18 protein-coding genes are annotated in these 18,490 nt (G+C 68.5%); 9 read left to right on the top strand and 9 right to left on the bottom strand.

The window, feature by feature from the left end; all coding sequences use genetic code 11:
- Nucleotide 1: 1 nt before the first annotated feature.
- On the bottom strand, nt 2–379 hold the full coding sequence (gene sdhC, locus EV653_RS20420; protein ID WP_134105324.1) for a succinate dehydrogenase, cytochrome b556 subunit: 378 nt from the start codon (nt 377–379) through the stop codon (nt 2–4).
- A gap of 180 nt (nt 380–559) precedes the next feature.
- Here sdhC and EV653_RS20415 point away from each other — a divergent pair, with 180 nt between their 5' ends.
- Entirely contained in the window at nt 560–1,369 is an 810-nt protein-coding gene (locus EV653_RS20415; protein WP_134105323.1) for an MBL fold metallo-hydrolase, read from the top strand.
- 372 nt (nt 1,370–1,741) lie between these two features.
- On the opposite strand, the gene EV653_RS20410 is transcribed toward EV653_RS20415, so the two are convergent.
- Complete coding sequence (locus EV653_RS20410; protein ID WP_238159916.1) at nt 1,742–2,971, bottom strand: glycosyltransferase; 1,230 nt, start codon at nt 2,969–2,971, stop codon at nt 1,742–1,744.
- Nucleotides 2,968–4,092: a glycosyltransferase family 4 protein gene (locus tag EV653_RS20405; RefSeq protein WP_202871757.1), complete on the bottom strand. Its 1,125-nt coding sequence runs from the start codon at nt 4,090–4,092 to the stop codon at nt 2,968–2,970. Before EV653_RS20405 ends, EV653_RS20410 begins: the two co-directional genes overlap by 4 nt.
- A 155-nt stretch (nt 4,093–4,247) precedes the next feature.
- Between EV653_RS20405 and EV653_RS20400 the strand changes: the two genes are divergently transcribed.
- Nucleotides 4,248–5,822, top strand: a complete 1,575-nt coding sequence (locus EV653_RS20400; protein WP_134105322.1) for an acyl-CoA mutase large subunit family protein — start codon at nt 4,248–4,250, stop codon at nt 5,820–5,822.
- A 15-nt stretch (nt 5,823–5,837) separates the two neighbouring features.
- On the opposite strand, the gene EV653_RS20395 is transcribed toward EV653_RS20400, so the two are convergent.
- Nucleotides 5,838–6,482 carry a GNAT family N-acetyltransferase gene (locus tag EV653_RS20395; protein WP_134105321.1) on the bottom strand — a complete coding sequence of 215 codons (645 nt, stop codon included), beginning with the start codon at nt 6,480–6,482 and terminating at the stop codon, nt 5,838–5,840.
- Nucleotides 6,483–6,537: 55 nt separating this feature from the next.
- A complete protein-coding gene (locus tag EV653_RS20390) occupies nt 6,538–7,719 on the bottom strand; it encodes an amidohydrolase (RefSeq protein ID WP_134105320.1) in 1,182 nt (393 codons plus the stop codon).
- A 275-nt stretch (nt 7,720–7,994) separates the two neighbouring features.
- On the opposite strand from EV653_RS20390, the gene EV653_RS20385 reads away from it, so the two are divergent.
- The 6 genes from EV653_RS20385 to EV653_RS20360 all read left to right on the top strand — a co-directional run bounded on the left by EV653_RS20385 (nt 7,995) and on the right by EV653_RS20360 (nt 14,870).
- Nucleotides 7,995–9,071, top strand: coding sequence for a BMP family lipoprotein (locus EV653_RS20385; RefSeq protein ID WP_134105319.1), 1,077 nt, complete (start codon nt 7,995–7,997; stop codon nt 9,069–9,071).
- Between the two features lie 97 nt (nt 9,072–9,168).
- Entirely contained in the window at nt 9,169–10,719 is a 1,551-nt protein-coding gene (locus tag EV653_RS20380) for an ABC transporter ATP-binding protein (protein WP_134105318.1), read from the top strand.
- Nucleotides 10,720–11,925: an ABC transporter permease gene (locus EV653_RS20375; protein WP_134105317.1), complete on the top strand. Its 1,206-nt coding sequence runs from the start codon at nt 10,720–10,722 to the stop codon at nt 11,923–11,925.
- Entirely contained in the window at nt 11,922–13,211 is a 1,290-nt protein-coding gene (locus EV653_RS20370) for an ABC transporter permease (RefSeq protein WP_134105316.1), read from the top strand. The genes EV653_RS20375 and EV653_RS20370 overlap by 4 nt, the downstream gene beginning before the upstream one ends.
- Nucleotides 13,186–13,596, top strand: coding sequence for a cytidine deaminase (locus EV653_RS20365; protein ID WP_134105315.1), 411 nt, complete (start codon nt 13,186–13,188; stop codon nt 13,594–13,596). Before EV653_RS20370 ends, EV653_RS20365 begins: the two co-directional genes overlap by 26 nt.
- The gene (locus tag EV653_RS20360) at nt 13,596–14,870 is read left to right on the top strand and encodes a thymidine phosphorylase (protein WP_134105314.1); all 1,275 of its coding nucleotides are present in this window, start codon (nt 13,596–13,598) and stop codon (nt 14,868–14,870) included. The genes EV653_RS20365 and EV653_RS20360 overlap by 1 nt, the downstream gene beginning before the upstream one ends.
- Nucleotides 14,871–14,875: 5 nt before the next feature.
- Here EV653_RS20360 and EV653_RS20355 read toward each other — a convergent pair whose 3' ends face one another.
- Together EV653_RS20355 and EV653_RS20350 are read right to left on the bottom strand one after the other, a co-directional pair.
- Nucleotides 14,876–15,547, bottom strand: a complete 672-nt coding sequence (locus EV653_RS20355) for a hypothetical protein (protein WP_134105313.1) — start codon at nt 15,545–15,547, stop codon at nt 14,876–14,878.
- Nucleotides 15,548–15,644: 97 nt separating this feature from the next.
- The gene (locus EV653_RS20350) at nt 15,645–16,244 is read right to left on the bottom strand and encodes a uridine kinase family protein (RefSeq protein ID WP_202871756.1); all 600 of its coding nucleotides are present in this window, start codon (nt 16,242–16,244) and stop codon (nt 15,645–15,647) included.
- Nucleotides 16,245–16,313: 69 nt separating this feature from the next.
- Between EV653_RS20350 and EV653_RS20340 the strand changes: the two genes are divergently transcribed.
- Entirely contained in the window at nt 16,314–16,736 is a 423-nt protein-coding gene (locus tag EV653_RS20340; protein WP_134105312.1) for a hypothetical protein, read from the top strand.
- Here EV653_RS20340 and EV653_RS20335 read toward each other — a convergent pair.
- Entirely contained in the window at nt 16,693–17,487 is a 795-nt protein-coding gene (locus EV653_RS20335) for a phosphotransferase (RefSeq protein ID WP_238159915.1), read from the bottom strand. The two genes, EV653_RS20340 and EV653_RS20335, sit on opposite strands and share 44 nt — an antisense overlap.
- A 6-nt stretch (nt 17,488–17,493) precedes the next feature.
- The gene (locus tag EV653_RS20330) at nt 17,494–18,441 is read right to left on the bottom strand and encodes a sugar-binding transcriptional regulator (protein ID WP_202871755.1); all 948 of its coding nucleotides are present in this window, start codon (nt 18,439–18,441) and stop codon (nt 17,494–17,496) included.
- Nucleotides 18,442–18,490: the final 49 nt, after the last annotated feature.

The following is an 18,490-nucleotide window of genomic DNA, read 5'->3' as shown; positions in this document are numbered from 1 at the left end:
CTCAGCCTCCGAACACGTGGGTCAGATGACGGATGACGAACGGGACGAACAGCACGACCCAGATCACTCCGACGCCGATCATCAGCTGCCGCTGGTAGCGCGGGCCCTTGGCCCAGAAGTCGATCAGGATCAGCCGGATGCCGTTGAAGGCGTGGAACAGGATCGCAGCCACCAGCCCGACCTCGAGCAGGCCGACGACCGGGTTCTTGTAGGTGCCGATGACCTCGTTGTACGCGTGCGGCGAGACCCGTACCAGCGCGGTGTCCAGCACGTGCACCAGCAGGAAGAAGAAGATCCCGACCCCGGTGATGCGGTGCGCGACCCATGACCACATGCCCTCCCGGCCGCGGTACAGCGTGCCGGCTGGTTTGCTGGGCACCAGATCCTCCTCGTCGAGAATGCCGAATCGTCTCGATGCTAGACCCGCCTGCCGCGGTGAAATGTCCTGACAGCTGTGACATCGATCGCGGTGGATGTGATCTCGGTCGCGTCGTAGCTTGACTTCAACTGAGCTTGAACACGTTGGCTGACGGCACATGAACCGAAGGGGAGAACTACAGTGAGTTTCTGGATCTGTGCGACCTGTGCGGTCGAGCATTCCGAGCAGGTCGACGTGTGTGCGATCTGCGCCGACGAACGCCAGTGGGTGCCCGCCGACGGTCAGCACTGGACCACGCTCGAGGAGCTGGCCGGGACCGAGGTGACGATCGAAGAGGTCGAGCCCAACCTCTACGGCGTTCGCTCGAAGCCGCCGATCGGTATCGGGCAGCAGTCGATGCTGGTCGTCACCGGCGAGGGCAACCTGCTCTGGGACCCGATCGGATACCTCGACGACGACGCCGTACGGCGGGTGCGGGCGCTGGGCGAGGTGGTCGCGATCATCGCCAGCCACCCGCACATGTACGGCGTCCAGGTCGAGTGGAGCCATCGCCTCGGCGACGTGCCGGTGTACGTCTCGGAGGCCGACAATGAGTGGGTCGCCCGCCAGGACCCGGTCATCCGGACCTGGTCGGGCGAGCTGAAGCCGCTACCCGGAGTGACCGTTCTCCAACCAGGCGGTCATTTCCCGGGCAGCGCGGTCGTGCACTGGCAGAACGGTGCCGAGGGCAAGGGTGTGATCCTGTCCGGCGACACGATCTTCGCGAACCCCGACCGCACGTCGGTGAGCTTCATGCGCAGCTACCCGAACCGCATCCCACTGTCCGGCGCGGTCGTCGACCGGGTCGCCCGCTCCCTCGACCCGTACGAGTACGACCGTCTCTACAACAACTTCGGCGCCTCGATCCCCACCGACGCCAAAACCGTCGTACGCCGCTCCGCCGACCGCCACGCCGCCTGGACCCGAGGCGACTACGACCACCTGACCTGACATGAGGCCTTCAACGAAGTGACAAAAGAAGGTCAAGGAAGCGGGGATTATTCAGAAGTCTCAGGTGAGCCTGCGGTGAAAGCCTTCAAGGAAGGCATGAGAAACGAGTTCTGGAGTGGTGGCCCGCGTAGGTGATCGACCCGACAGCTAACCCCGCCCGCTCGCCGAGTCGTGGCAACCGGCACCGACCCCGAACGTCGAGTCGTGGCTCAGGGCAGATTTTCTGAACCACTGTCCACGACTCGGCGGACGGGGTCGGAACCATTCACCACGACTCGGCGAGGTTGTGGATGAGGCAGGCCGACGGGAGGCAGGAATCCTGGTGTGGCCGTCGGCGCGCTCGCGTCGCAGCGCGGGCTTCTGGATTGTCTTCTAGGCGGCGAGGCGGGAGTGGGCGACGCGGTGGTGGAGGGTGAGCATGCGGTTGACGCAGGTCTGCCATTCGTAGCGTTCGGCGCGGCGGCGGGCGGCTGCGCGGCGGCCGGGGACGTTCGTCAGTGCCAGGACGGCGTCGGCCAGGGCGGAGGGGTTGGCTGCCTCCCAGCGGCCGCAGGTTTCGTCGACTAGTTCGCGGGCGCCGCCGGTGTTCGCGGTGACGACGGGGGTGCCGGCGGCGAGGGCCTCCAGGACGGCCAGGCCGAAGGTCTCGCCGGGGCAGACGGACAGGGCGATGTCGGCCTCGGCGAGGTGCTTGGCGAGGGTCTGGCGGCCGTCGACGTACCCGTGGAACGTGATCGGCGCGGCGCCCGCGATCTCGATCAGCTCGTCGAGGTGTGGTCCGGTGCCGTACACGTCCATCTGCAGCTTCACGCCGCGGCGGTGCAGTTCGACCGCGGTGGCGACCGCGAGATGCGGGCTCTTCTCGCGGGACAGTCGGCCGGCGTGGACCAGCTTGAGTACGCCGTCGTCGACCGGCTCGGCCCGTGATGGGTGGAAGGTCTCCAGGTCGACCCCGAGCGGGATCCGGACCAGCGGCGTCGTCACCTCGTCGAACTCCGCGGCGGCGTAGCGGGACGTGACCACGACCGCGTCGTACGTGCGGCTGAGGATCCGGTAGAGCGCGGCGACGGTCGCGACCACGTGGAGCTGGCTGGCTTTCACACCCTCGGCCCGGCGCTGGACACTCTCGCCTGTCCAGCGGCTCGTACGCTGGCTGACTTCGCCGAGCATCCGTCCCGGGCGCAGTACGTCGTGGCCGCCGAGCTGGCCGGGACGGGCTGAACCCAGCGCGAGCATCGCGTCGAGGCGCTCGTGGCTGAACAGGATCGTGCCGATGTCGTTACGGCGGGCCCAGCGCGCGACCGGGAGCAGCGTCGACTTGTCCGAGATCTCGACCGTGGTCGGCCCGAACTTCTTCAGTACGTCGATCACGTTCCACGGGTTGGTGATGAGGCGGTATCCGCCGCTCACCTTCGGCGCCTTCACCCGGACGACCGTGCCGGACTCGGTCTCGGCCACCTCGTCGCGCTCGCCCGGCGTGATCACGATCCGCTCGGCGCCCGCCTCGACGTACCCCCGGCCGATCTGCTCGATCGCGGTCCGCATGCCACCGGACGTCGGCCCGACGAAGTTCGCCAGCTGGGCGATCCGCAGCCCCGTCACGCGACCCGCCGGATCGCCGCTGCTTCCCGCAGGACCTCGGCGTAGTGCCGGTCGACCAGATCGTCGACGACAGCGGGCCAGGTCCTGGACTGGACGCGGGCCAGTCCGGCGGCGGCCATCCGGCCGCGGGCCTGCGGGTGGTCGAGCATGATCTTCACCTGGTCGCGCAGCGAGCCGGCCTTGCCCGGCTCGAACAGCAGGCCGTTCTCGCCCGGGTGGATCAGGTCGAGCGGTCCGCCCGCGGCCGGCCCGACGGTGGCGACGCCGGAGGCCTGCGCCTCCTGGATCGTCTGGCAGAACGTCTCGTGCTCACCGGTGTGGACGAACACGTCCAGCCCGGCGAAGATCGAGGCCAGGTCGGCGCCGCGGCGCATCCCGAGGAAGGTTGCCGTCGGCAACGCATTCTCCAGCGCGGCACGGTCCGGCCCGTCGCCGACGATCACGAGCCGGCAATCCAGGTCGGTCAGCTCGGCAAGCCGGCGTACCTTCTTCTCCGCGGCCAGCCGGCCGACGTACCCGACGATCGGCTTGCCGTCCGGGGAGATCTGCCGGCGCCACTGGTCGTCGCGGTGCTTGGGGTCGAACAGGTCGAGGTTCACGCCGCGGCCCCACAGATGCACCCGCGGTACGCCGCCTTGCACCAGCGCGTCGACAGAGGCGGTCGAGGGCGCCAGCGTGCGGTCGGCGCGGGAGTGCGTCCGCCGGACCCAGCGCCAGATGCCGCGGTCGGCGGCGGCATACCAGGGGTACTGGCGGGCGAAGCCGGCGATGTCGGTCTGGAAGATCGCGACGGTCGGCAGCCCGAGCTTGCGGGCCGCGCGCAGACCGTAGGCGCCGATGATGAACGGTGAGGCGAGGTGCACGAGGTCCGGCTTGAAGTCGGCCATCGCCCGCTCGATCGACGGATCCGGCAGACCGACCGGGTATTCCTTGTAGCCGGGCGTCCGGAAGCTGCGGGCGCGGATCACCGGTACGTCGCCGTACGCGTCCAGACCCGGGCCGGGAGCAATGATCAGCAGCGCGTGCCCGCGGGCACGCAGCCGGTCGGCGACGTGGCGAGCCGTGTTCGCCACGCCATTGATCTGCGGCAGGAAGGTCTCGGCCACCATCACGATTCGCACACTCCGAAGGTTCCTCACCGCGTATGAACCCTGGGCGACGCTCTCGTGACACGGCGTCGATGCCCTGTCGACGGGTGGGCGTCGTCACCGCGCGTGCTCGATCTCACCCTGATCGTACATACCAGTGCGGTGGTGGTTCGGCCTACGGTGGGGGGATGAGTCATCGCAGCGAGTCGGGGTTCGAGTTCGCGCCGGTGTACGAACCGCTGGACGGGTTCGACCCGGCGGTGAAGCTGGGGGAGCCGGGCCAGTTCCCGTACACCCGCGGCGTCTACCCGACGATGTACACGCAGCGGCCCTGGACGATGCGGCAGTACGCCGGCTTCGGCACCGCGGCGGAGTCGAACCAGCGGTACCACCAGCTGATCGACCACGGGACGATGGGCCTGTCGGTCGCGTTCGACCTGCCGACGCAGATGGGCTACGACTCCGACGCGACGATCGCGCATGGCGAGGTCGGCAAGGTCGGGGTGGCGATCGACTCGATCGACGACATGCGGGTGCTGTTCGACAAGATCCCGCTGGACCAGGTCTCGACGTCGATGACGATCAACGCGCCGGGCTCGGTGCTGCTCCTGCTGTACCAGTTGGTGGCCGAGGAGCAGGGCGTGTCCGCCGACAAGCTCACCGGCACGATCCAGAACGACGTACTGAAGGAGTACATCGCCCGCGGGACCTACATCTACCCGCCGAAGGAATCGCTGCGGCTGATCAGCGACATCTTCGCGTACTGCCAGACGGAGCTGCCGCGCTGGAACACGATCTCGATCTCCGGCTATCACATGGCCGAGGCCGGGGCGACGCCCGCGCAGGAGATCGCGTTCACCTTGGCGAACGGGATCGAGTACGTCCGCGCCGCGGTCGCGTCCGGGCTGGACGTGGACGAGTTCGCGCCGCGGCTCTCGTTCTTCTTCGTCGCCCGGACGACGCTGTTGGAGGAGGTCGCGAAGTTCCGTGCGGCGCGGCGGATCTGGTCGCGGGTGATGCGGGACACGTTCGGCGCCAAGAACCCCAAGTCCTTGATGCTGCGGTTCCACACCCAGACGGCAGGCGTCCAGCTGACGGCGCAGCAGCCCGAGGTCAACCTCGTCCGCGTCGCGATCCAGGGCCTGGCCGCCGTCCTGGGTGGGACGCAGTCGCTGCACACCAACTCGTACGACGAAGCGATCGCGCTGCCGACCGAGAAGGCGGCCCGCCTCGCGCTGCGCACGCAGCAGGTCCTCGCGTACGAAACCGACATCACCGCGACCGTCGACCCGTTCGCCGGCTCGTACGTCGTTGAGTCGCTCACGGACGAGGTCGAAGCCGCCGCGGTGGAGCTGATGGACCAGGTCGAGGAGTACGGCGGCGCCGTCGCCGCGATCGAGAAGGGCTTCCAGAAGCAGGAGATCGAACGCTCGGCGTACCAGATCGCCCAGGAGATCGACTCGGCCGAACGGGTGGTCGTCGGCATGAACAAGTTCAAGATCGCCGAGGAGGAGCCGTACGAGCCTCTCCGCGTCGACCCGACCATCGAGGCCCAGCAGACCGCCCGCCTGGCCGAGCTGCGCGCCACCCGCGATCAGGCAGCCGTCGACGAAGCCCTGGCCGCCCTGAAGAAAGCTGCCCAAGGCAACGACAACTGCCTCTACCCGATGAAGGACGCGCTGAAGGCCCGAGCCACCGTCGGCGAAGTCTGCAACACCCTCCGGGACGTCTGGGGCGTCTACGTCCCCGCAGACACCTTCTGAGCAGGCCCGGTCGCGTCACGACAAGGGGAGGTAGGTCCGGCACGCCTCGATGTTGTGGAGCTGAATGTCGTCCCGGCGATGCTTCTCCCAGTTGTCGCGGGTCAGGCGCCAGCGGTTCAGGAGGCCGGGTTCCCCCAGGCGGGTGGCCCAGTCCGAGCCGTTGGGCTGGTAGCCGAGGGCTCGTGAGATCGCGTTCGAGCCGTGGTTGTCGACGAACGCGTCGCTGCTCGCCTCCTTCGCGCCGAGGCCCTCGAACGCGAGGTGCAGGATCGCGGCGCGCATCTCGTGTCCGAGACCACGGCCGCGTTCATCGGTCGACAGCCACGAGAAGCTCGTGACCGTGCCGAGGGTGGCGAAGTTCACGCCGATGAGGTCCTGCATGCCGACGGGACGCCCGTCCACGACAACCACGAAGTACAGCCGCCAGGCGTCGGTCTCGACCCTGCCGCGGCCACGCCAGATCGCCCGCATCCATTTGGCCACCCGCTGGTCGGGATCCGGCTCGTAGAGCGAGATCGGGTCGTCGTACGGCGGCGGGTCCGCATGCGTCTTCCCGGCGCGCACCACCTCCGCCAACTCGTCCAGCAGGTCGTCGGTCGCGCCCCGCAACTCCAACGTCGGCGTACTGACCCGCACCTCAAGAAGCGGATAACTCGTCATGCGCCGATCCAACACCACCCACCGGGAGCACACATGTGCTTTTCAGCGCCCGACGTCAGTCCAGCAACGCGACTGAGGTCAGGACTGTGGTGCCCAGGGTGATGGCCTCTTCCGAGGGGGAGAAGCCCGGGGTGTGGAGGTCGGCGGCCGTTTCCGCGGAGGGGTGGCGGACGCCCAGGCGGGCCATGGCGCCGGGGACGTGTTCGAGGTACCAACCGAAGTCCTCGCCGCCGAGGCTCTGGTCCGTGGGTGCGATCGCGCTCGAGCCGAGCGTCTGGTGTACAGCGTTCTGGATGATCCCGATCGCGGACGCGTCGTTGATGACCGGTGGTACGCCGTGGGTGACCTCCGTGTCGACCTCCACGCCGTACGGGCGGACGATCTGCTCGGCCAGCGAAGGGATCAGCTCCTCGGCCAACCGCCAGGCATTGGCGTCGAGACAGCGCAGCGTTCCCTCGGCCTCGCCGCGCGACGGGATCGCGTTGGCGGCCGAGCCCGACGTGATGCGGCCCCAGACGAGCGACATGCCGGCGCGCGGATCGACCCGGCGGGAGAGCGCGGCGGGGAGCTCGGACACCAGCGTCGCGATCGCGTAGACGAGGTCCGCGGTCAGATGCGGCCGCGACGTGTGACCGCCCGGCCCGGTCAGCCGCACCAGGATCCGGTCGGCAGCTGCGGTCAGCGCGCCCACTCGCAGGCCGACCTGACCAACCTGCAGCCGCGGGTCGCAGTGCAGCCCATAAATACGGCGGACCCCGTCGAGTCCGCCGGCTGCGATGACGCCGAGAGCTCCGCCCGGCATCACTTCCTCCGCAGGCTGGAAGATCACCCGCACCCGCCGGTCCAACTGCCCGTCGCGCGCCATTCCGGCCAGGACCAGCGTTGCCCCCAACAGAGCAGCCGTGTGTACGTCGTGACCGCACGCGTGAGCCACCCCATCGATCGTCGAGCGCCACGGCGTGTCCACGCCGTCGGAAACCGGCAGCGCGTCGATGTCCGACCGCAGCGCGACACACGAGTCGCCGGCGCCGATGTCGCAGATCAGGCCGGTCCCGGTCGGCAGCACACGCGGGGACAGCCCGGCTTCGACCAGCCGCTTCTCGAGGAGCTCGGTCGTCCGGACCTCGTGCCACCCGAGCTCGGGGTGGGTGTGCAGATCCCGGCGTACGTCGACCATCTCCTCGCGCACCGCCTCGACCCGCGCGAGCACGTCCGCGACCAGCAACTGATGACTCATCCCGCGATTGTGCACCAGATCCGGTCGAAGAAACCCACCGGGACGACCACGCACCGTGAGAGCCGCCACGGAGCGTGCGCACCGTGACGCGGGTGGCGCAGCCGGTGACCATACCGGAGAAGTTGTCGAAATGTGACGAGAATGCCGGTCACTTTCCGGTATCGAGGCCAGCGCGACGTTCAAAGAATGACGGAGCGCGCCCTATAGTCTGCGGATGCGGCACGTGGGGGAAGGCGTGCCGGGCAAAGGTATCTGGTCGACGAAGGAGACGTCCGGTGAAGAAGTACGTGCGGGGAACGGCGATCGTGGGCGTGCTGACGCTCGCCGTTGCCGCGTGTGGCAGCAAGCCGACCGACAGCAGCTCTGGCGGCAGCGCCAACAAGGACTTCAAGGCCTGCATGGTCTCCGACTCGGGGGGTTTCGACGACAAGTCGTTCAACCAGACCTCGTACAAGGGCCTGCAGGACGCCGTGAAGGAGAAGGGCCTGACCGAGGTCAAGGCCGAGTCGAAGTCTGACAACGACTACACGACCAACATGACCGCGATGGTCAGCGCCAAGTGCAACGTCATCGTCGCCGTCGGGTTCAAGCTCGAGGACGCCACCGAGGCGGCCGCCAAGGCGAACCCGAACATCAAGTTCGCGATCGTCGACTCCGCACCGAAGGCGCCCATCGCCAACCTGAAGCCGCTGCTGTTCAACACCGCGCAGTCCAGCTTCCAGGCCGGCTACCTGGCCGCCGCGATGACGAAGTCCGGCAAGGTCGGCACGTTCGGCGGTCTGCAGATCCCGACCGTGACGATCTTCATGGACGGCTTCGCCCAGGGCGTGCGGTACTACAACACGCAGAAGGGCAAGAACGTCCAGGTGCTCGGCTGGGACGACCAGAAGCAGAAGGGTCTGTTCACCGGCGACTTCGAGGACAAGGCCAAGGGCCAGAACAACGCGCAGAACCTGATCACCCAGGGCGCGGACGTCCTGTTCCCGGTCGCCGGCCCGTCGGGTCTGGGCGGTCTGCAGGCGGCGAAGGCCAGCAACGGCAAGGTCAACGCGATCTGGGTCGACACCGACGGCTGCATCAGCGCCGAGGAGTACTGCTCGGTGCTGATGAGCAGCGTCGAGAAGGGCATGGACGTCGCCGTGAAGGACGCGGTGATCTCGGTCGTCGACAACAAGTTCGACAACACCCAGTTCACCGGCACCCTGCAGAACGGTGGTACGGCGATCGCGCCGTTCCACGACTTCGACAGCAAGGTCCCGGCGGACGTGAAGTCCGAGCTGGACACGATCAAGGCCGACATCATCAGCGGCAAGATCACGATCGAGTCGAAGGTTCAGCCGAAGGCGTCCTGATCGATCGCGCAGTTGCGTAGTACGGTGCGAGCCAGGAAGGCAGCGGACCCACCGGTCCAGCCTTCCTGGCTCGCCGTCTGAAGGGGAGGCTGCCCGCATGCATCTCGAGCTGTCCGGCCTGACCAAGAGTTTCGGCTCACTGGTCGCCAACGACCACATCGACCTGGTGATCGAGCCGGGCGAGATCCACTGCCTGCTCGGCGAGAACGGAGCCGGCAAGAGCACGCTGATGAACATGCTCTACGGGATGCTGCAGCCCGACGAGGGCGAGATCCTGATCGACGGCGAGAAGGTGAAGATCACCTCGCCGAGTGACGCGATCAAGCACGGTATCGGCATGGTGCACCAGCACTTCATGCTCGTCCCGGTGTTCACCGTCGCCGAGAACATCATGCTCGGCCGGGAGAACACCCGGGCCGGCGGCGTACTGGACCGGAAGAAGGCCGACGCCCTGGTCACCGAGCTCTCCGACCGGTACGGCTTCGAGGTCGACCCGGAGGCGCTGGTCGAGGACATCCCGGTCGGCGTCCAGCAGCGGGTGGAGATCATCAAGGCGCTCAGCAACGACGCCCGGGTGCTGATCCTGGACGAGCCGACCGCTGTGCTCACTCCGGCCGAGATCGACGAGCTGATCGCCGTGATGCGCCAGCTCAAGGAGAACGGCACGTCGATCGTCTTCATCACCCACAAGCTCAAAGAGGTCAAGGCGATCGCGGACAAGATCACCGTGATCCGCCGCGGCAAGGTGGTCGGTCAGGCCGAGCCGTCGGAGACCGAGGAGCAGCTCGCCGAGCTGATGGTCGGTCGCGCGGTCGACCTGGTCGTCGACAAGCAGCCGGCCCAGCCGAAGGACGTCGTACTGCGGGTCGAAGGGCTGACCGTGATCGACGAGCGCGGGTTCACCGCGGTCGACGACGTGGACCTGGAGGTCCGGGCCGGCGAGATCCTGGCGGTGGCCGGTGTCCAGGGCAACGGTCAGACCGAGCTCGCCGAGGCCCTGCTCGGGCTGACCGAGATCGCGGCCGGGAAGATCTCGCTGGACGGCCAGGACCTGACCGGCAGGTCGACCAGACAGCGGCTCGAGGCCGGTATCGGGTATGTCCCGGAGGACCGCGCCCACGACGGCTTCGTCGGCTCGTTCACGGTCGCCGAGAACCTGATCCTCGACCTGTTCCGCAAGGCGCCGTTCGGCAACGGGCTGGCGCTGCGGACCGACGAGATCAACAAGAACGCCGAGGCCCGGGTGGAGGAGTTCGACATCCGCACCCAGAGCATCGACCTGCCGGTGTCGTCGCTGTCCGGCGGCAACCAGCAGAAGGTCGTGCTGGCCCGCGAGCTGTCCCGGCCGCTGAAACTGCTGGTCGCCTCGCAGCCGACCCGTGGTGTCGACGTCGGCTCGATCGAGTTCCTGCACAGCCGGATCGTCGAGGAACGTGACAACGGCACCGCCGTCCTGATCGTGTCCACCGAGCTGGACGAGATCGCCGCCCTGACCGACCGGGTGGCGGTGATGTACCGCGGCAAGGTGGTCGGCGTCGTACCGGCCGACACCCCGCGCGACGAGCTCGGCCTGATGATGGCCGGCGCCTCCAGGTCCGAGGCGCACGATGTCGCGATCGAGAACCCGACCACGTTGGGAACCATCTAGATGAGCACAGACACAACGGTCGAGCCGGCTCCCGCCGCGCCCGTACCGGCCAAGGAACCACAGCGCTCCGGCCTGCCGTCGTGGGCGGTCCAGGGCCTGGTCTCGCTGAGCGCGATCGTGCTGGCCCTGGTGGTCGGCGCGATCCTGATCATCGTCAGCGACGAGCAGGTGAAGACCGCGATGGGGTACTTCGGCGCCGCGCCGATGGACACCATCTCCGCGGCCGCGAGTGCCGTCGGTGAGGCCTACAAGGCGCTCGCCCTCGGCGCGTTCGGCTCGGTCACCGCGATCACCGAATCGTTGACCCAGGCAACTCCACTGATCTGCGGCGGCCTGGCGGTCTCGCTGGCGTTCCGCACCGGGCTGTTCAACATCGGCGCCCAGGGGCAGCTGATCGCCGGCGCGATCCTGGCGGCGTACGTCGGGTTCGCCTGGCACCTGCCGGCCGGTCTGCACCTGATCGTGGCAATCCTCGCCGGACTGCTCGGCGGCGCGATGTGGGGCGGCGTGGTCGGGCTGCTGAAGGCCCGCACCGGTGCACACGAGGTGATCGTGACGATCATGCTCAACTACGTCGCGATCTATCTGCTCGCCTGGCTGCTGACCACCTCGGCGTTCCAGCGGCCCGGGCGGACCGACCCGATCTCGCCGATCGTCGACGCGAACGCGCAGTACCCGCAGTTCGGCGGCACCCGGCTGCACGGCGGCTTCATCCTCTCCGTGCTCGCCGCGATCTTCGTCTGGTGGCTGCTGAACCGCTCGACGATCGGCTTCGAGCTGCGCGCCGTCGGAGCGAACGCCGACGCCTCGCGGACGGCGGGAATGTCGGTCGGCCGCGCGTACATCATCGCGATGGTCGTCGCGGGCGCGCTCGCCGGTCTGGCCGGGACCCAGCAGGTGCTCGGCACGGACCTGCCGTTGACCGACGGCGTCGCGGCATCGGTCGGCTTCGACGCGATCACGGTCGCGCTGCTCGGCCGCGGCACACCGCTCGGCACCGTGCTGGCCGGTCTGCTGTTCGGCGCCCTGAACGCGGGCGGTCTGCAGATGCAGCTGATCACGCAGACCCCGCTGACGCTGACCACGGTCCTGCAGGCCGTGATCGTGCTGTTCGTGGCGGCCCCGGCTCTGGTCCGCTCGATCTTCCGCTTCCTGCCCAAGGAACGCGGCACCGGCACCGTCCTCGCGAAAGGCTGGAACGGATGACCGAGACGACTCCCGACGCGGTCCCCGCGGCGCCCGCGAAGGCCCACGTCATCGAGGCGCCGGCCGACCGGACCCGGCGGTTGCGGGTCGGCGGCCTGATGCTGGTCTTCGCGCTGATCGGCCTGCTGCTGGCGATCTTCACCAAGAGCGGCAAGGCGACGTTCCAGCTGGTCTCCGGCGATCTGCAGAACAACCTGCTGCATGTGCCCGCGCAGATGGTCGGTCTGCTGCTCGGCATCCTCGGCGCCGCCTCGGCCGCCGCGTACATCGTCCGCCGGGTGCCGCAGCGGTACGCCGGCTGGCTGGCCGCACTGCTCGGCATCTGCTTCATCGGCGCGTTCCTGTGCTGGGCCGCGGCGGGCAAGACGTTCCCGCTGGCGAACCAGTTCCAGGGCACGCTGAACTTCGCCACCCCGCTGATCCTCGGCGCGCTCGCCGGTGTGCTGTCCGAGCGGGCCGGCGTCATCAACATCGCGATCGAGGGCCAGTTCCTGACCGGCGCGTTCACCGCGGCGGTCGTCTCCAGTACGACGGGCAGCGCCGCGGCCGCACTGATCGCAGCGGCCGCGTCCGGCGTGCTCATGGCCGCGCTGCTCGCTGTGTTCTCGATCAAGTACCTGGTGAACCAGGTCGTGCTGGGTGTCGTGCTGGTGGTCTTCGCGACCGGTATCACCGGCTTCCTCTTCGACGAGTTCCTACAGCCGGAAGCGAACAAACTGAACACGCCGGAAGTGCTGTCGGCGGTGAAGATCCCAGGTCTGGCCAGCATCCCGTTCTTCGGCCCGATCCTGTTCAACCAGACGATCCTGGTGTACCTGACCTATCTTGCGGTCGCGGTCGTCACGTTCGTGCTGTTCCAGACCCGGTGGGGCCTGCGGATCCGCGCGGTCGGCGAGCACCCGAAGGCTGCTGACACGGTCGGGATCAACGTCAAGCGGATCCGGTACTCCGCCGTGCTCTCGGCCGGCATCCTCGCGGGGCTCGGCGGCGCGTTCTTCACGGTCGGGTACGCCGGTTCGTTCTCGAAGGAAATGACCGCGGGCAACGGGTTCATCGCTCTGGCCGCGCTGATCATGGGCCGCTGGCACCCGATCGGCGCGACGGTCGCGGCGCTGTTCTTCGGCTTCGCCACGCAGTTGCAGTCGCAGCTGCAGATCATCCAGACGCCGATCCCCGGCGAACTGTTGCTGATGGCACCGTACCTGGCCACGATCATCGCGGTCGCCGGCCTGGTAGGCAGAGTGAGAGCACCAAAGGCCGATGGTGAGCCCTACGTCACCGAGTGAGATCGACTGGCCGGCCTTGCGCGCGCTGGCGGTCGAGGTGATGGGGCGGGCCTACGCGCCGTACTCCGGGTTTGCCGTCGGTGCTGCGGCGTTGGTGGACGACGGGCGGATTGTTGCCGGGTGCAACGTGGAGAACGCGTCGTACGGGCTGACGTTGTGTGCCGAGTGCGGGCTGGTTTCCGAGCTGCATCGCACCGGCGGCGGGCGGCTGGTGGCGTTCACCTGTGTGGACCACCACGGGGATCTGCTGACGCCGTGCGGGCGCTGCCGCCAGCTGCTGCATGAGAACGGCGGGCCCGGCCTGCTCCTCGAGACGCCGACCGGACCGCGCCCGTTGCGTGAGTTGTTGCCCGACGCGTTCGGGCCGGAGGACTTGGAGAACTGATGAGTTTCGACGCGGTGGATGTCATCCGGGCCAAGCGGGACAAGGGCGAGCTGAGCGACGGGCAGATCGACTGGGTGATCGACGCCTACACCAAGGGCGACGTCGCCGACGAGCAGATGTCCGCGCTCGCGATGGCGATCCTGCTGAACGGGATGAACCGGCGCGAGATCGCCCGCTGGACCGCGGCGATGATCGCGTCGGGTGAGCGGATGGACTTCGGCAAGCTGTCCCGGCCGACCGCGGACAAGCACTCGACCGGCGGCGTCGGCGACAAGATCACGTTGCCGCTGGCACCTTTGGTGGCGGCGTGCGGGGTCGCCGTACCGCAGCTGTCGGGTCGGGGCCTCGGCCACACCGGCGGCACGCTGGACAAGCTCGAGTCGATCCCGGGCTGGCGGGCGGCGCTGTCGAACGACGAGCTGATGCAGCAGCTGGAGGATGTCGGCGCGGTGATCTGCGCGGCCGGTGACGGTCTGGCCCCGGCCGACAAGAAGCTGTACGCGCTGCGTGACGTGACCGGCACGGTCGAGGCGATCCCGCTGATCGCCAGCTCGATCATGAGCAAGAAGATCGCCGAGGGCACCGGCGCGCTGGTGCTGGACGTGAAGGTCGGCTCCGGCGCGTTCATGAAGGATCTGGCCGATGCGCGCGAGCTCGCCGAGACGATGGTTGCCCTGGGCACCGACGCGGGTGTGAAGACCGTTGCCTTGCTCACCGACATGTCCGTCCCGCTCGGTCTGACCGCGGGCAACGCGCTCGAGGTCCGTGAGTCGGTCGAGGTGCTGGCCGGCGGCGGTCCCGCGGACGTGATCGAGCTGACCGTTGCCCTGGCCAAGGAGATGCTCGCCGCGGCCGGCGTCACCGACGTCGACCCGGCCGAGAAGCTGAACGACGGTACGGCGATGGACGCCTGGCGCGCGATGATCTCGGCCCAGGGCGGCGATCCGTCGGCGGAGCTGCCCGTCGCGCCGGAGCAGCACGTCGTACCAGCTCCTGCGTCCGGCACGCTGTCCAAGCTCGATGCGCTGGCTGTCGGTGTGGCCGCGTGGCGGCTCGGGGCCGGACGGGCGCGCAAGGAGGACCCGGTGTCAGCGGTGGCCGGGGTCGAGATGCATGCGAAGCCTGGTGATCAGGTGCAGGAAGGCCAGCCGTTGCTGACCCTTCACACGGATGACCCGAGCCGGATCGAGCGAGCGCTGGAGTCTCTGACCGACGCGGTGGCGGTCGCGGACTCGTACGAGCCAGGTCCGTTGGTGATCGACCGGATCGGCTGAGACTTTCAGCTGGAGGTCGCAGTGAGGCGGGCTCGCTGTTGGACGGCGAGGGCCGTGACGAGGGCGGTGTCCGGGGTGAGGTTGCTGCCCAGGGCACCTACCTCGCGGACGCTGATCTCGACGACCATCGGCCCGACGGCGAGGCTGGCCTCGGCGATGGCGGTGGACTGGTCGGTGCCGCCGTCGTACTCGACCCGGGCGTCGGAGAGCGCGCCGGGCAGGTTGAACGGGTGCTCGTGGGTGTCCTGGCTCCAGAAGCCCTTCTGCAGGACCGCTGCCTTGCCGGCCGAGCCGGTCTTGAACAACTGCAGCGTGAAGCGCTTCTTCTTGTCGGGGCTGAGCCGGGACGCGCGGTATCCCTCCGCGAAGCTGGCGTTCAGCAGCAGAGCGCGGTCCAGCGCCGGGTCGGCGGACCAGGTGTTCAGGAACGCTGTCGCGGTGAACGGGCCGGTGGAGTCGGCACGCGGGTCCGCGACGTACCCGCGAGGCAGTACGGCGAGACCGACGAGCGAGCCCGTCGCCTTCTGGGCCGGGCCTGACAGCGAGTGCTTGACCGCGGGGGTCTCCGCGGCGGTAGCCGACGCGCCGTCCTCACTGCCGCAGGCGGTGACACTCAGCAGCAAAGCGGTTACTACAACGGCAGCGCCTACGGCTTGACTCCGCGCAGTCCGCGTCACGGTCCCTCTCCGTCCAGCTACTCGCCCCCGAGCGCATCCGACACTTCCGAGGGTGATGCCATCAGAAGTTGGTGAACTCCAGGCAAACAGTCTTGTTTTACTGGGACGTGGACGGAGTGAGAAGCGTCTCGATCCGGCGGCGGGCGGCCTTCGGATGGAGTGGTTCGCAGCCGGCTTCGACGCAGCGCCGGACGACTGCGGGGTCGTCGCGGAGCAGCAGGAGTCCGCGCCGGAGCAGCGTCAGTGGGGGTTTGCGATGCTCGCGGAGGTCGCGCTGGAAGCGGCGGAAGAACGTGACGAGTCGGTGGTGACGGACGCAGATCGCGGCGGCGAGCAGGTCGCGATCGCGCAGCGCGCCGACGATCTGGTCGGCGAAGATGCCCTCAGCAACGATCAGCGCGGAACCGTCGGTGCTGACAGGGCGGTGGCCGACGGTGCCGTCGGCGGCGATGTCGTAGATGGGGAGGTCCGCGGTGCCCGTCGTACACAGTTGCTCGAGCGCCACCACCGCACGCTGGCCGTCCCAGGACCGTGGGTCGTCCCAATCGACGATCCCGAGCGGAGACCGCGGCATCGCCTCGTCGTCCCCGTCACGGTAGAAGTCGTCCAGCCGCACCACCGGCAACCCCACCTGCTCCGCCAGCCGCGACTTTCCCGCCCCCGAAGGCCCCGCCAGCAACACCACCCGTGAACGCACCACCCCATTGTCTGCCAGTTCCTGCAGTAACACCGAATCACGGCTCACCGATATCCAGGCGTGCCGAAGATGAAGTTGGGTGCCGCCTTCTACGCGCTGGTCGCGGCCGGGTGGCTCGTGTCCGCCGGCGTGCTGATCGTGCGGCCGTTCGGGGCATACGCCGACGCTGAGCGATGGTTTCAGCTCGCAACCGCGGTCGTCTTCGCGCTTAACGGCCTCCTGTTCGCCACGGGCGCGGTAACGCGGCGCGGCCTGGTGGCCGACGGTGGGCCATGGATCTGCCGCAACGGCGGGATCCTCGTCGCCGGCCTCGTCGTGGTCATGTTCGTGCTGTCGCTGCTGACCGATGCGGACGGCGTCTCGCCGTTCCCGACTGCGACGGCGGTCTTCATTCCGCACTGGGTCAAGCGGCTGCAGGTGAAGTACTACGAGGGCGTCGCGGAGGCGGTCAGTGAAGGAGCGCCTGACGTAGTGCGTCCGCCGTCCTCGTGAACCACTCGTTGGTGCGGTTGGTGAGTTCGGCTTCGCCGGTGGTCCAGCGTTGGTGGAACCAGGGGTGGCCGGATTCGGCGCCGTGGCGGACGTAGGCCATGCACCAGATGTGGTTGTCGGCGGCCGCGTCGACCAGGCGGAGGCGGTCGGTGTCGGTCAGGCCGTAGGCATCGGCGAAGCGGCGCAGGCGGGTCAAGGACCGGCCCCGGCGTACGTCGTGGATATCTGCGTCGGGGCGGAGCGGCGCCCACAGGCGGACGGCGGTCGCGACGTCCCAGAGGGGTGAGCCGGGGCCGGCGAGGTCGAAGTCGATCAGGGCGACCGCGACGCCGTCGCGGAAGACGACGTTGTCCAGGTTCGGATCGTTGTGGCTGATCAGCCCGGTGACGTACGCGGACGGCACCGGCTCGGCCCACGTGAGCCCGACCGGCCGGAAGTCCGCCACCGCCTCGTGGTACTCCCGCAGCAGGTGCGCGACGCTGTCCAGCGCCTTGTCCGTCATCGACCAGTCCGGGTACGGCGAGGTGACCGTCTCGCCGGGCAGGTACGACAACACCTCCCGCCCCTGCACGTCGATCCCGAGCAACCGCGGTGCGCCCTCGAACCCGACCCGCTCCAGGTGTTCGAGCAGCGCATGCGTGGCCATACTGCTGGGGCGCAACGGGCGGCGGACGGTGTCCCCGACCCGCACGACCAGCCCACGGTTCGCAGTACCGCCGAGCAACTGGGTCTCAACGTCGGGCAAAGGCATCGCGGGTCAGTTTGTCTCGTTCAGCAGGGCCTTCGCCAGAGGTGCGTGGGTAACGATCCCGTTGACCAGCCCGCTGCGTACGGCGGCGCGCACCGCGGCCACCTTCGCCAGCCCGTACGGGATCGCGATCACCTCGTCGATCTTGTCCATCTGCTCGGCGTTGATCGCGATCACCCGATCGGTGACGCGGCTCTGCACCGGCTCGCCGTCCGCGTCCACGAACACCCCGGAGATGTCGGCGACCACGCCGCGCTTCTCCAGCTGTTCACAGGCCTTCTCGTCCATCGCGTCGTACAGCGTCGACTGCCCGGCCGCCCACGACCCGAGCCCGACCACAGCCTTGCTGACCGAGTCGAAGTGGCTGATCGCCTCCGCCACCTCCGGCTGCTGCCGCAACGCCCGCGCCGTCGCGGCATCCGGCACAACCAGCGGCGCATAGAACAGGTACGCCGGTCCCCCGGACAACCGCGCTGTGTGGCGCACCAGCTCGACGGAGTTCGCCTCGACGTCCGGCCGGGTGAGCGCACCGGTGAGCTGGACGACCGGCACAGGTGCGAGCGTCGTCAACTGCTCGGTCATCGCGGTCACCGCCCGAGCCCACGCAAGGCCGAGGACGTCCTCTGCGGTGACAATCTCCGACAGGAGGTCAGCGGCCGCCTTGCCGAGCTGAGTCCGCAGAGCGGGGTCGTCGACCTCTGGAGTATCGACCACGATCGCCCGCCGCAGGCCGAGCGCCTCCTGCAGCTGGACCGACAGATCCACGTCGATGGCCCCCGGGTGGCTGATCTCGATCCGCACCAGCCCACTGCTCCGCGCTTGATCGAGCAGACGCGCGACTTTGAACCGGCTGAGCTGGAACTCGTCCGCGATCTCCACCTTCGACCGCCCGTCGACGTAGTACCGCCGCGCGATCGACGCGGTCAGCACCAACTGCGCCGGCCCGAAGGACTCCATCAAAGCCTCCCCGCTCATATGAGCACCACCGGACCCAAGTGTTGCACAG

Origin of the sequence: Kribbella pratensis, from assembly GCF_004365355.1 — a bacterium.
Classification (GTDB): domain Bacteria; phylum Actinomycetota; class Actinomycetes; order Propionibacteriales; family Kribbellaceae; genus Kribbella.
This window is presented reverse-complemented; position numbering and strand designations above follow the sequence as displayed.